The organism is Kosakonia oryziphila, assembly GCF_900094795.1.
Taxonomy (GTDB): domain Bacteria; phylum Pseudomonadota; class Gammaproteobacteria; order Enterobacterales; family Enterobacteriaceae; genus Kosakonia; species Kosakonia oryziphila.
Genome location: NZ_FMBC01000024.1, coordinates 14,871 through 27,371, shown reverse-complemented (window position 1 = coordinate 27,371; position 12,501 = coordinate 14,871). Strand labels below are relative to the sequence as shown.

The window sequence follows — 12,501 nt, the reverse complement described above, 5'->3', positions numbered from 1 at the left end:
GTGAACCTCACTTGTATTTAGGCGTTTGGGTGTTCACCAACGTGTAACTTATTATTTGGGTAAGCTTTATAATGAAAACTTTTACAGCTAAACCAGAAACCGTAAAACGCGACTGGTATGTTGTTGACGCGACCGGTAAAACTCTGGGCCGTCTGGCTACCGAACTGGCTCGTCGCCTGCGCGGTAAGCATAAAGCGGAATACACTCCGCACGTTGATACTGGTGATTACATCATCGTTCTGAACGCAGAAAAAGTTGCTGTAACCGGCAACAAACGTTCTGACAAAATGTACTACCACCACACCGGCCACATCGGTGGTATCAAAGAAGCGACCTTTGAAGAGATGATTGCCCGCCGTCCTGAGCGTGTGATTGAAATCGCGGTTAAAGGCATGCTGCCAAAAGGCCCGCTGGGTCGTGCTATGTACCGTAAACTGAAAGTTTACGCGGGTAACGAGCACAACCACGCGGCACAGCAACCGCAAGTTCTTGACATCTAATCGGGATTATAGGCAATGGCTGAAAATCAATACTACGGCACTGGTCGCCGCAAAAGCTCCGCCGCTCGCGTGTTTATCAAACCGGGCAACGGTAAAATCGTAATCAACCAGCGTTCTCTGGAACAGTACTTCGGTCGTGAAACTGCCCGTATGGTAGTTCGTCAGCCGCTGGAACTGGTCGACATGGTTGAAAAACTGGATCTGTACATCACCGTTAAAGGTGGTGGTATCTCCGGTCAGGCAGGTGCGATCCGTCACGGTATCACCCGCGCTCTGATGGAGTACGATGAGTCTCTGCGTTCCGAACTGCGTAAAGCTGGCTTCGTCACTCGTGACGCTCGTCAGGTTGAACGTAAAAAAGTCGGTCTGCGCAAAGCACGTCGTCGTCCGCAGTTCTCCAAACGTTAATTGCTTTCTGCTTCGGCAGAACGATTGGCGAAAAACCCGGTGCAAGCCGGGTTTTTTTATGGATAAAAATTACGTTATCCACAGTAATCAATCATTTATTGCGTCTTTTTCTGTATTTGCGGAATCCCCTCACCACAAACCCCGCAAAATCTGGTAAACTATCATCCAATTTTCTGCCCAAATGGCTGGGATTGTTCATTTTTTGTTTGCTTCCTGAACGAAAGTGACAGTACGGGCGGGTAGGTAACTCACATCTGACCGGTCGAGTAAGTCCGGTAGCAGTAAATTCTTGAATATACCTGGAGGTTTTCATGGCTGTCGCTGCCAACAAACGTTCGGTAATGACGCTGTTTTCTGGTCCTGTGGACATCTATAGCCATCAGGTCCGTATCGTGCTGGCCGAAAAAGGTGTCAGCTTCGAAATTGAGCACGTGGAAAAGGATAATCCTCCTCAGGATCTGATTGACCTCAACCCGAATCAAAGCGTACCGACACTTGTAGATCGTGAACTCACCCTGTGGGAATCACGCATCATTATGGAATATCTGGACGAGCGTTTCCCTCATCCGCCGCTAATGCCGGTTTACCCGGTCGCGCGTGGTGAAAGCCGCCTGTACATGCACCGCATTGAAAAGGACTGGTATTCCCTGATGAATATCATCCAGAACAACAGCGGCGCGCAGGCCGATGCCGCCCGTAAACAACTGCGTGAAGAGCTGCTGGCAATTGGTCCGTTGTTCACCCAGAAACCTTACTTCCTGAACGACGAGTTCAGCCTTGTTGACTGCTACCTCGCACCGCTGCTGTGGCGCTTACCGGTACTGGGCATCGAGCTGAGCGGCGCAGGTGCCAAAGAGCTCAAAGGATACATGACACGCGTATTTGAGCGTGATTCCTTCCTGGCTTCTCTGACTGAAGCCGAACGCGAAATGCGCCTTGGCCGGGGTTAACTGAATGGATTTGTCACAACTGTCTCCACGCCGTCCGTATCTGCTGCGGGCCTTCTATGAATGGCTACTGGATAATCAGCTAACGCCGCATCTGGTTGTTGATGTGACGTTGCCGGATGTTCGCGTGCCGATGGAGTATGCGCGTGACGGTCAAATTGTGTTAAACATCGCACCGCGAGCGGTAGGTAACCTGGAGCTGGCGAACGACGAGGTGCGTTTCAATGCGCGCTTCGGTGGCGTGCCGCGTCAGGTTGCGGTGCCGATGGCGGCTGTACTGGCTATTTACGCTCGTGAAAACGGCGCGGGAACCATGTTCGAACCGGAAGCTGCCTACGATGAAGACGTCGCTATTATGAATGACGACCTCGAGACTTCAGCGCAGGAAGGCGAGACAGTGATGTCGGTTATCGACGGTGATAAACCCGATCATGCTGATGATCAGGACAACGGCCCTGATGACGATCCGCCGCCGCGCGGTGGACGCCCATCGTTGCGGGTAGTGAAGTAATCAAACAGGGCCGAATGGCCCTGTTTTACTATCCGCGATTCGCCAATAAAAAAGGAGGCCGAAGCCTCCTTATGGGTCGCTGTCGCTATATGAGTATTACACTTCGAGATAGTTCATGATGCCGTCTGCCGCTTTACGGCCTTCGGCAATCGCGGTCACCACCAAATCGGAGCCACGTACGATGTCGCCACCAGCAAAGATTTTTGGGTTGCTGGTCTGAAATGGATTTTCGCTACCTTCCGGCGCGATAACACGGCCCTGAGCATCAAGCCCAACGCTGTGCTTCGCCAGCCACTCCATGCTGTGCGGACGGAAACCAAACGCCATAACCACGGCATCGGCCGGAACCACATGTTCAGAACCAGGAACGATTTCCGCACGGCGACGGCCTTTTGCATCCGGCTCACCCATTTCGGTCCGCGCCATCTTCACGCCGCACACTTTACCGTTGGCATTGATTTCTACGCCCAGCGGCTGCACGTTAAACTGGAATTCCACGCCCTCTTCACGCGCGTTTTTCACTTCGCGGCGGGAACCCGGCATGTTCTCTTCATCACGGCGATAAGCACAAATTACGTGTGTTGCGCCCTGGCGAATGGCAGTACGCACGCAATCCATTGCGGTATCACCACCGCCAAGCACCACGACGCGTTTGCCTTCCATGCTGATATACGGCTCATTTGGCGTTTCGCCAAAGCCCATAATCTGACGTGTATTAGCGATGAGGAACGGCAGCGCGTCGAATACACCCGTTGCGTCTTCATTCTCCAGCCCGCCGCGCATTGACTGATAGGTACCGACGCCGAGGAATACCGCGTCGTAATCTTTCAGCAGTTCCTCGATCTGCACATCGCGACCCACTTCGGTATTGAGTTTGAACTCAATACCCATGCCGGTAAAAATCTCACGGCGGCGAGTCATCACCTCTTTCTCCAGCTTGAAGGCTGGAATACCAAAAGTCAGCAGGCCGCCGATTTCCGGATGGCGATCGAAGACGACGGCTTTTACACCGTTGCGGGTCAGCACATCGGCACACGCCAGACCTGCCGGACCTGCTCCGATAATCGCCACGCGTTTACCGCTTTGCTTCACGCCGGTCAGATCGGGACGCCAGCCCATCTCGAACGCTTTATCGTTGATATAGCGCTCAATGTTGCCGATGGTGACGGCACCAAACTCATCGTTCAGCGTACAGGAACCTTCGCACAGACGGTCCTGCGGGCAGACGCGTCCGCATACTTCCGGCAGGGTGTTTGTCTGGTGCGACAGCTCTGCTGCTTCAAAAATACGTCCTTCGTTGGCCAGCTTCAGCCAGTTAGGAATGTAGTTATGAACCGGACATTTCCACTCGCAATACGGGTTACCGCAGGAGAGACAGCGATCGGCCTGTGCTTTAGCTTGCCCTTCAGAGAAGGGCTCGTAGATTTCAACAAATTCAATTTTACGCAGCTTGATCGGTTTCTTGGGCGGATCAACACGCTGTAAGTCGATAAATTGGTAAACGTTCTGACTCATCTCAATTCCTTACTGCGCCTGCACGCGCAACTCTGCCGCGCTACGACTACGGTGACCTAACAGGGCTTTTACATCGCTGGATTTTGGTTTCACCAAGGCGAATTTAGATGAGAATGCCGGCCAGTTCGCCAGGATCTCTTCGCCGCGTTGAGAACCGGTATGTTGCACATGCTCGGTGATCAGACCGCGTAGATGCTCCTCATGGATGGCGAGGTCATCGACGCTCAGCACTTCCACCAGCTCCGGGTTAACGCGTTTACGGAATTCGCCGTCTTCATCCAGTACATAGGCAAAGCCGCCGGTCATCCCTGCGCCAAAGTTGACGCCGGTTTTACCCATCACGCAAACAATGCCGCCGGTCATATATTCACAGCCGTTGTCACCTATGCCTTCTACAACCGTGATGGCGCCGGAGTTACGAACCGCAAAACGCTCGCCTGCGCGGCCCGCTGCATACAAACGACCACCAGTTGCACCATACAGACAGGTGTTACCGATAATGCTCGCTTCATGGCTGCGGAAGGCCGAACCCACCGGCGGACGCACCGCCAGCAAACCGCCCGCCATGCCTTTACCAACATAGTCGTTGGCATCGCCGGTCAGATAGAGTTCAACGCCCCCTGCATTCCACACGCCAAAGCTCTGTCCTGCGGTGCCGCTGAAATGCACTTTAATCGGATCGGCTGCCAGCCCCTGATCGCCGTGAGACTGTGCGATATAGCCAGACAGCGAAGCCCCCACGGAACGATCGGTGTTGCGGATATCGAACCAGAAAGTTTTACTCTGCTTCTCATCGACATAGGGTTTCGCCTGCTGTAATAACTGCGCGTTCAGTACGCCATTATCAAACGGCGGGTTGTTTTCCGTGCAGTACAGCGCTTTGCCAGGGTGCGGCTCGGCGGTTTCCAGCAGCTTCGCCAGATCCAGTTTCTGCTGCCTGGCGGTAAAACCGTCCAACTCTTTCAGCAGATCGGTGCGGCCAATCAGATCGACCAGGCGTTTCACGCCCAGTTGCGCCATTAACTCACGAGTTTCACGGGCGATAAATTCAAAGTAGTTGGTCACTTTGAACGGCAGACCGTGATAGTGGTTCTTACGCAGTTTGTCATCCTGAGTCGCTACGCCGGTTGCGCAGTTGTTCAGATGACAAATTCGCAGGTATTTACAGCCCAGCGCGACCATCGGTCCGGTACCGAAACCAAAGCTTTCGGCGCCCAGAATTGCGGCTTTGATAATGTCTTGTCCGGTTTTCAGACCACCATCCACCTGCAAACGGATCTTGTGACGCAAACCGTTAGCGACCAGCGCTTGCTGGGTTTCTACCAGCCCCAGTTCCCACGGACAACCGGCATATTTCACCGAAGAGAGCGGGCTTGCGCCAGTACCACCGTCGTAGCCGGCTATAGTAATCAGATCGGCATAGGCTTTCGCCACACCGGTAGCAATGGTACCAACGCCCGGTTCGGAAACCAGCTTCACAGAGATCATCGCTTTCGGATTGACCTGCTTCAGGTCGAAAATTAGCTGCGCCAGATCCTCGATTGAGTAGATATCGTGGTGCGGCGGCGGAGAAATCAGCGTTACGCCGGGTACGGAGTAGCGCAGCCTGGCGATGTACGGCGTGACTTTGTCACCCGGTAGCTGACCGCCTTCGCCCGGTTTTGCTCCCTGTGCGACTTTGATCTGAATAACATCAGCGTTCACCAGGTACGCTGGCGTTACGCCAAAGCGGCCAGAAGCAACCTGCTTGATACGCGACACTTTATTGGTGCCATAGCGTGCAGGATCTTCACCGCCTTCACCGGAGTTGGAGAAGCCGCCGAGGCTGTTCATTGCTTCTGCCAGCGCTTCGTGAGCCTCCGGGCTGAGCGCGCCGATAGACATCGCTGCAGTATCGAAGCGTTTAAACAGCTCGGTCGCTGGTTCCACATCTTTCAGACTGACCGCTTCACCGTTTGGTGTGATGGCCAGCAAATCGCGCAGCGTAGCCGCCGGGCGTTCGTTAACCAGCTTCGCATACGCCTGATAATCGCTGTACTCGCCGTTCTGAACTGCCTGTTGCAGCGTGCGCACGACATCCGGGTTATAGGCGTGGTATTCGCCGCCGTGGACATATTTTAGCAGCCCGCCCTGCGACAGCGGTTTACGCACCAGCCAGGCCAGTTTAGAGAGGTTCAGCAGATCCTGCTGGAAGTCGCTAAAGCCCGCGCCGCCAATACGGCTGATAACGCCCTGGAAGCAGAGTGCAGCAACGTCATCGTGCAGACCCACGGCTTCAAACAGTTTTGAGCAGCGGTATGAGGCGATCGTCGAAATGCCCATTTTGGACATGATTTTGTACAGCCCTTTATTGATGCCGTTACGGTAGTTCAGCATCACTGTACGGTAATTTTTCTCGATGGCATTGTTGTCGACCAGTTTCGCCAGAGTTTCATACGCCAGGTAAGGGTAGATGGCCGTCGCACCAAAGCCGAGCAGCACCGCAAAGTGGTGCGGGTCACGGGCGCTTGCTGTTTCAACAATAATGTTGGCATCGCAGCGCAGGCTCTTATCCACCAGACGGGTCTGGATCGCGCCCACCGCCATCGGCGCCGGAACCGGCAGACGATTTTTGGCGATGTTACGGTCAGAGAGTACCAACAATACAGTACCGTTACGCACCATCTGCTCTGCTTGATCACACAGCGCTTTGATGGTCTCCTCCAGCGACGTTTCGGTCACGTCAAAGGTGATGTCCAGCGTGTCAGCGCGGTAGTGTTCCTCTTCCATCGTCGTCAGTTGCTTGAAATCGGAGTACAGCAGGATCGGTGATTTGAAACTCAGGCGATGTGCCTGGCCTTCTGCTTCGCAGAAGACGTTCATTTCGCGACCGATGCTGGTAGCCAGCGACATAACGTGGGCTTCACGCAGCGGATCGATCGGCGGGTTAGTTACCTGCGCAAATTGCTGGCGGAAGTAGTCATAAATAATGCGTGGCTGACTTGAGAGCACTGCAAATGGAGTATCATCGCCCATGGAACCGACTGCTTCCTGGCCATTTTCACCTAGCACGCGGATAACCGAATCCAGCTCTTCAAAGCTGTAGTTAAACTGCTTCTGGTAGCTTGCCAGCAGATCGTCGTCCATCTCGCGGGTACCGACGTCTTCGTCAGGCAGATCTTCAAACGGCACCAGACGGCGAACGTTTTTCGCCATCCACTCTTTATAGGGGTGGCGGCTTTTCAGATCGTCATCGGTTTCGGCCGAATGTAGAATGCGCCCGTCGCGGGTATCGATAACCATCAGTTCGCCCGGGCCGACACGGCCTTTTTCCACCACTTCGTCCGGCTGATAATCCCAAATCCCCACTTCTGAAGCGCAGGTGATCAGCTTGTCTTTGGTGACGACATAGCGCGCCGGGCGCAGACCGTTACGGTCAAGGTTGCAGGCAGCGAAACGACCGTCGGACATCACGATGCCCGCCGGACCATCCCACGGCTCCATGTGCATGGAGTTAAAGTCGAAGAAACTGCGCAGGTCCGGATCCATATCCGGGTTATTCTGCCAGGCTGGCGGCACCAGCAAACGCATGGCGCGCACGATATCCATCCCGCCAGCCAGCAGCAGCTCAAGCATGTTATCCATTGAGCTTGAGTCTGAACCGGTTTCGTTGACAAACGGCGCAGCATCATGAAGATCCGGGATCAACGGCGTATTGAATTTGTAGGTGCGCGCGCGCGCCCATTGGCGGTTACCGGTAATGGTGTTGATTTCACCGTTGTGTGCCAGGTAGCGGAACGGCTGCGCCAGTGGCCAGCGTGGTACGGTGTTGGTGGAGAAGCGCTGGTGGAACAGGCAAATGGCCGATTCCAGACGCAGATCCGCCAGATCCAGGTAAAAGCGCGGCAGATCTGCCGGCATACAAAGACCTTTATAGATGTTCACCAGGTTGGAGAGACTACAAACGTAGAACTCTTTATCTTCTTGCAGGCGTTTTTCAATGCGGCGACGAGCGATAAACAGACGACGCTCCATATCGCGCGGGCGCCAGCCTGCCGGGGCGTTAACGAAAATTTGTTCAATACGAGGCAGCGAGGAGAGGGCGATTTCACCGAGCACCCCTTCGTTGGTTGGCACATCGCGCCAGCCGACGATCGACAGGGTTTCTTGTTGCAGCTCTTCTTCAACAACGCGACGCGACGCGCTGGCTTTTTCTGGATCCTGATTCAGGAACAGCATGCCCACGGCGTAATTTTTGGCTAAGCGCCAGCCGCGTTCTTCCGCCACAATACGGAAGAAACGGTCGGGTTTTTGCAGCAGCAGACCGCAACCGTCGCCGGTTTTACCATCGGCAAGGATGGCGCCGCGGTGCTGCATTCGGGCCAGTGCGTGAATAGCAGTACGCACTACCTTGTGGCTAGGTTCGCCTTCTATGTGGGCGATCAGGCCGAAACCACAGTTATCTCTCTCTAGAGATTTATCGTACAACATATCAGTGAACCTCCCCAGGCTCTACGAGACACCCTCCATCGATCGATACGCACAGGCGTAAAAAGAGCATGGCGACGGGGCATATGCCTCGCATGTCGCCCTCTTTAATATCCTTTTCGCATCGATACACAAGTGTTGAGGACTTGCTTAAGAGGGAATCTCAATTACTGCATAAATATGATGAGCAGACTGCTCATCCAGAAAGCTTCCAGCGGATTCCCAAGTTATCGGGAATCCGTACACAGGTCAAATGCCGAGCTTATTTATACAAAAATGTGCTAAGGATGGATTATCTATTTGATATTTATGATTATTTAATGTTTTTACATTCATGAAACGCAACGACAAGCGATAGTGTAGTGTGATCTGACTCACTATACCAAAGCATGGTTTCTGATGTTCTGTTCTGAAAGTGTCTTTAGCGGCAGATTTTTATTCTGCTTTTGTGGTCAATGGTTGCATGAAGACACTGTTTTTCACTTCCGTGCGTATTTCTGCAAAATAAGACAAGAATATAAGGAAAAGTAATTGTTATTGAGGTGAATGAAATTGCGATTATATTGACTGTTTATGCAATGAATAAAAGCCTTCCAGGGCGATTGATCCAGGTCATCGCCGATGAAAGCTAAAAGTGGCAGGCTACACCCTTTCGTCAGGGCGGCCTTTCAGATTATGCAGTTACAGAAATTAGTCAATATGTTTGGTGGGGATCTTGCTCGCCGGTATGGAGAAAAAGTACATAAACTCACTTTGCATGGTGGTTTTAGCTGCCCAAACCGTGATGGCACCATTGGTCGCGGTGGGTGTACATTCTGTAATGTCGCTTCTTTTGCTGATGAGGCACAGCAACACCAATCCATTGCTGCCCAGCTTGCTCATCAGGCAAACCTCGTTAATCGCGCTCGCCGCTATCTCGCTTATTTCCAGGCTTACACTAGCACCTGGGCGGAAGTGCAGGTACTGCGGTCGATGTACCAGCAGGCGATAAGCCAGGCGAATATTGTCGGTTTGTGCGTTGGTACGCGCCCTGATTGCGTGCCGGAAGTCGTGCTGGATTTGCTTTGTGAATACCACCAACAGGGCTATGAAGTGTGGCTGGAGTTGGGCTTGCAAACCGCTAATGATAAAACATTGCATCGCATCAACCGTGGACATGATTTCGCCTGCTACCAGAAAACGACACAGCAGGCCCGTAAACGCGGCCTGAAGGTCTGCACGCATTTGATTGTCGGATTTCCAGGGGAACGTCTCATGGATTGCCTGGAGACCCTACAGCGCGTTACAGAAACTGGTGTCGATGGCATTAAGCTGCATCCGCTGCATATTGTGAAAGGCAGTATTATGGCGAAGGCATGGGAAGCCGGCCGACTGAACGGTATTGGCCTGGAAGAGTATACTGTTATTGCCGGGGAGATGATTCGCCATACGCCGCCAGAGGTTATCTATCATCGCGTTTCCGCCAGCGCACGTCGCCCGACGCTGCTGGCGCCGCTATGGTGTGAAAACCGCTGGACCGGCATGGTGGAGCTGGATCGCTACCTGAATGAGCAGGGTGGACAAGGTTCGGCTCTCGGACGCTGCTGGCAATTGCCCACTTGAACCGACGGTGAAACCCCTGCCCTCCCCGCATTTTTCACACAAGCTTCAATACCTTGCCCAGAATTGAGTATTATTGAGCGGAATTGTCCGAGGGAACCTCTATGAAGCAAATCCGTTTACTGGCGCAATACTACGTCGATCTGATGATGAAGCTTGGTCTGGTGCGCTTTTCCTTGCTGCTGGCTTTAGCACTGGTGGTACTGGCAATCGTCGTGCAGATGGCGGTCACCATGGTATTACAGGGGCAGGTAGAAAGCATCGATGTTATCCGCTCGATCTTTTTCGGTCTGCTGATCACCCCGTGGGCGGTCTACTTCTTATCGGTGGTGGTCGAGCAACTGGAAGAGTCTCGCCAGCGGTTGTCGCGGTTGGTAGAAAAACTTGAAGAGATGCGCGATCGCGATCTGAAGCTCAATGTGCAGTTAAAAGATAATATTGCCCAGCTTAACCAGGAGATCAGCGATCGCGAAAAAGCTGAAGCGGAGCGCCTGGCTACCTTTGAGCAGCTAAAGATAGAGATGCAGGAGCGTAAGCAAACGCAGATCCAACTCGAACAACAATCCTCCTTTCTGCGTTCTTTCCTTGATGCTTCACCGGATTTGGTTTTCTACCGTAACGAAGATAAAGAGTTTTCCGGCTGTAACCGGGCGATGGAACTGCTGACCGGCAAGAGCGAGAAGCAGCTCATTCACCTGAAACCGCAGGATGTCTATTCGGAGGAGGCCGCAGCCAAAGTCATCGAAACTGATGAAAAAGTCTTTCGTCATAACGTATCGCTGACCTACGAACAGTGGCTGGATTATCCGGACGGGCGCAAAGCCTGTTTTGAAATCCGTAAAGTGCCTTATTACGACCGTGTGGGTAAACGTCACGGACTGATGGGCTTTGGTCGCGACATTACTGAGCGAAAACGCTACCAGGATGCGCTGGAGCGGGCCAGCCGTGATAAGACCACCTTTATTTCCACTATTAGCCATGAATTGCGTACACCGCTGAATGGCATAGTTGGCCTGAGCCGGATCCTGCTCGACACGGATTTGACGCAGGAACAAGAGAAATACCTGAAGACAATCCATGTCTCGGCCGTGACGCTGGGGAATATCTTCAACGATATTATCGATATGGATAAAATGGAGCGCCGCAAAGTTCAGCTTGATAACCAGCCGTTGGATTTCACCAGTTTCCTTGCCGATTTGGAAAACCTTTCCGGTTTGCAGGCGCATCAAAAAGGTCTGCGTTTTGTACTGGAGCCAACGTTACCGCTGCCGCACAAGGTGGTTACCGACGGTACGCGTTTGCGGCAGATTCTGTGGAACCTGATCAGCAATGCGGTGAAATTTACCCCGCAAGGGCAGGTTGAAGTGCGCGTTCGCTACGACGAAGGTGAAATGCTGCACTTCGAAGTGCAGGATTCCGGTATCGGTATTCCTCGCGACGAGCAGGATAAGATCTTTGCCATGTATTATCAGGTGAAAGATAGCCACGGCGGCAAGCCAGCAACGGGGACGGGTATCGGCCTGGCCGTTTCGCGTCGCCTCGCCAAAAAAATGGGAGGTGATATCTCTGTCAGCAGCCAGACCGGTGCCGGGTCCATCTTTACACTGACCGTCCATGCGCCTGCAGTGGCCGAAGAGGTTGATGACGCTTTCGAAGATGATGATATGCCGTTACCCGCACTGCATGTGCTGCTGGTTGAGGACATTGAGCTGAATGTCATTGTCGCGCGCTCGGTGCTGGAAAAGCTGGGTTGCAGTGTCGACGTAGCAATGACCGGAAGCGCTGCGCTGGAGATGTTTGCCCCTGGCGAATACGATCTGCTGCTGTTAGATATTCAGTTGCCGGACATGACCGGGCTGGATATTTCCCGTGCACTAACCAGCCGTTACCCGCGCGAAGATCTTCCGCCGCTGGTAGCTCTGACGGCCAACGTGCTGAAAAACAAACAAGAGTATCTCGATGCGGGCATGAATGACGTCTTGAGCAAACCGCTGGCGGTCCCGGCATTAACTGCCATGATTAAAAAGTTCTGGGATACACACTCCAACGAGGAGGAGCACGTGACAACTGTCGATAACAGCAAAGTACAAACGGTGCTGGATACGGCCATGCTTGAGCAATATATCGAACTGGTTGGGCCTAAATTGATCACTGATGGGCTGGCTGTCTTTGAGAAAATGATGCCGGGCTATCTCAATGTGCTTGAGTCAAATCTTACGGCACGCGATCAGAAAGGCATAACCGAAGAGGGGCATAAAATTAAGGGCGCGGCAGGCTCTGTCGGTTTACGCCATCTGCAGCAACTGGGGCAACAGATCCAGTCTGCCGATCTCCCAGCCTGGTGGGACAATGTCGGCGAATGGGTGGAAGAGATGAAACAGGAGTGGCAGAACGATGTGGCGGTACTGAAAGCCTGGGTTGCGTCAGTGGATGCTGGAAAAAAATGACCCCGGATTAACCGGGGTGCGCGAATACTGCGCCAACACCAGGGAAACTGTAGCTGCGCCGTAATTTTTACTCTTTGTTTGCAAGGGCGTAGCCTGAAAAAATTCGA

At 53.1% G+C, this 12,501-nt stretch carries 8 protein-coding genes; 6 read left to right on the top strand and 2 right to left on the bottom strand.

The genetic code is table 11. From position 1 onward, the window contains the following. The first annotated feature begins 71 nt into the window (after positions 1-71). The 4 genes from rplM (at position 72) to sspB (ending at position 2,366) form a co-directional block, all read left to right on the top strand. On the top strand, positions 72-500 hold the full coding sequence (rplM, locus tag GA0061070_RS12800; RefSeq protein WP_002437467.1) for a 50S ribosomal protein L13: 429 nt from the start codon (positions 72-74) through the stop codon (positions 498-500). Positions 501-515: 15 nt separating this feature from the next. After that, positions 516-908 carry a 30S ribosomal protein S9 gene (gene rpsI, locus GA0061070_RS12795; RefSeq protein ID WP_000829818.1) on the top strand — a complete coding sequence of 131 codons (393 nt, stop codon included), beginning with the start codon at positions 516-518 and terminating at the stop codon, positions 906-908. A 311-nt stretch (positions 909-1,219) separates the two neighbouring features. Next, positions 1,220-1,858 carry a stringent starvation protein SspA gene (gene sspA, locus GA0061070_RS12785; RefSeq protein ID WP_007369885.1) on the top strand — a complete coding sequence of 213 codons (639 nt, stop codon included), beginning with the start codon at positions 1,220-1,222 and terminating at the stop codon, positions 1,856-1,858. 4 nt (positions 1,859-1,862) lie between these two features. Next, positions 1,863-2,366 carry a ClpXP protease specificity-enhancing factor gene (gene sspB / locus GA0061070_RS12780; protein WP_090136501.1) on the top strand — a complete coding sequence of 168 codons (504 nt, stop codon included), beginning with the start codon at positions 1,863-1,865 and terminating at the stop codon, positions 2,364-2,366. 96 nt (positions 2,367-2,462) lie between these two features. Here the strand turns inward: sspB and GA0061070_RS12775 are convergent, their stop codons facing one another. Beyond that, positions 2,463-3,881: a glutamate synthase small subunit gene (locus GA0061070_RS12775; RefSeq protein WP_090136500.1), complete on the bottom strand. Its 1,419-nt coding sequence runs from the start codon at positions 3,879-3,881 to the stop codon at positions 2,463-2,465. A 9-nt stretch (positions 3,882-3,890) separates the two neighbouring features. Then, positions 3,891-8,351, bottom strand: a complete 4,461-nt coding sequence (gltB, locus tag GA0061070_RS12770) for a glutamate synthase large subunit (protein ID WP_090136499.1) — start codon at positions 8,349-8,351, stop codon at positions 3,891-3,893. Between the two features lie 672 nt (positions 8,352-9,023). Between gltB and mnmL the strand changes: the two genes are divergently transcribed. Both mnmL and arcB read left to right on the top strand, forming a co-directional pair. Then, a complete protein-coding gene (mnmL, locus tag GA0061070_RS12760; RefSeq protein ID WP_090136498.1) occupies positions 9,024-9,950 on the top strand; it encodes a tRNA modification radical SAM protein MnmL/YtqA in 927 nt (308 codons plus the stop codon). A gap of 101 nt (positions 9,951-10,051) precedes the next feature. Further along, the gene (arcB, locus tag GA0061070_RS12755) at positions 10,052-12,394 is read left to right on the top strand and encodes an aerobic respiration two-component sensor histidine kinase ArcB (protein ID WP_090136497.1); all 2,343 of its coding nucleotides are present in this window, start codon (positions 10,052-10,054) and stop codon (positions 12,392-12,394) included. The last annotated feature ends 107 nt before the right edge of the window (positions 12,395-12,501 follow it).

Coding starts and splice junctions, on each gene's coding strand:
- arcB (WP_090136497.1), top strand. CDS start 10,052: ATGAAGCAAATCCGTTTACTGGCGCAATACTACGTCGATCTGATGATG.
- rpsI (WP_000829818.1), top strand. CDS start 516: ATGGCTGAAAATCAATACTACGGCACTGGTCGCCGCAAAAGCTCCGCC.
- sspA (WP_007369885.1), top strand. CDS start 1,220: ATGGCTGTCGCTGCCAACAAACGTTCGGTAATGACGCTGTTTTCTGGT.
- rplM (WP_002437467.1), top strand. CDS start 72: ATGAAAACTTTTACAGCTAAACCAGAAACCGTAAAACGCGACTGGTAT.
- GA0061070_RS12775 (WP_090136500.1), bottom strand. CDS start 3,881: ATGAGTCAGAACGTTTACCAATTTATCGACTTACAGCGTGTTGATCCG.
- mnmL (WP_090136498.1), top strand. CDS start 9,024: ATGCAGTTACAGAAATTAGTCAATATGTTTGGTGGGGATCTTGCTCGC.
- gltB (WP_090136499.1), bottom strand. CDS start 8,351: ATGTTGTACGATAAATCTCTAGAGAGAGATAACTGTGGTTTCGGCCTG.
- sspB (WP_090136501.1), top strand. CDS start 1,863: ATGGATTTGTCACAACTGTCTCCACGCCGTCCGTATCTGCTGCGGGCC.